The following is an 819-nucleotide window of genomic DNA, read 5'->3' on the forward strand; positions in this document are numbered from 1 at the left end:
GCTTTGCTGCCGTTAATACTCATCATGTTTGAGTTTTTCACAAAAATGCCCCACGAAGGTGGATTACCTCATGGCACAATAAGTACTGATGACCTTGTGGAAGGTGAAGATATTGGCTTAACACGCTTAATGGGCCGGTTAAATGCAAGAGGCGATCAAGGTTATAGTTTATATAACTATTCTCGCAAAGGTTTTGAAGGTTCAAGCTATCAACCATTAATTGTTTCAGATAGTTACCTATTTCAGGGCGGTTTTTTTGACACATGGAAAGAGCTTGCCAAAAAATACGAAAACGACACTTTATAACTACAATGCTAAGGACAGCACATGAACACAGACGCAAAACACATCCCACAGCAGCTGGGGCAATATCTCTATCAACAAATTAATGATGACTGGTCGAAAGCGATGCTAGTTTTAGATTGCCAGCACGATGAAGTCATTACATGCCAGGCTTTTTGTGAAATTGCAGCGTTAGTCGCGAGGGATGCTGTTGCTATCGTAGGTAAAGAGATGAAGCAATATTGGCAAGGAAACCACAGTAAAAACCCAGCTGGAGTTATAGCTAACATAATAAAACATTAATAGAAGAAGCGCATGAGCATCTTAATGAACAAGCCGACAATTTAAAAAGTAAAATTGGCCAAGCGCAATCAAGTTTCGCTAATTTATTCAGAGAAATTTATGACTACTTTAATTAAACATTTTCTTTTTATTACGTTACTTATTACTTTATCTGGCTGCGATAAGGCGACTGAGCAAGCGGTTCAAACAATACTTAAACCTACTGAAAAAATAACTGCAGCCTCGCCAGAGCAA

2 protein-coding genes are annotated in these 819 nt (G+C 38.7%); both read left to right on the plus strand.

The genetic code is table 11. The annotated features are described in order from the left end of the window. Positions 1 to 306: hypothetical protein (locus JIG41_RS00015; RefSeq protein ID WP_199524066.1), on the plus strand; the 306-nt coding region annotated here is incomplete at its 5' end. Between the two features lie 21 nt (positions 307 to 327). Then, a complete protein-coding gene (locus tag JIG41_RS00020; protein WP_199524067.1) occupies positions 328 to 585 on the plus strand; it encodes a hypothetical protein in 258 nt (85 codons plus the stop codon). The last annotated feature ends 234 nt before the right edge of the window (positions 586 to 819 follow it).

The organism is Pseudoalteromonas sp. bablab_jr011, assembly GCF_016464045.1.
GTDB classification, from domain to species: domain Bacteria; phylum Pseudomonadota; class Gammaproteobacteria; order Enterobacterales; family Alteromonadaceae; genus Pseudoalteromonas; species Pseudoalteromonas lipolytica.

Excerpts from the sequence above, each read along its gene's own strand:
- JIG41_RS00020 (WP_199524067.1), top strand. The coding sequence starts at position 328 with ATGAACACAGACGCAAAACACATCCCACAGCAGCTGGGGCAATATCTC.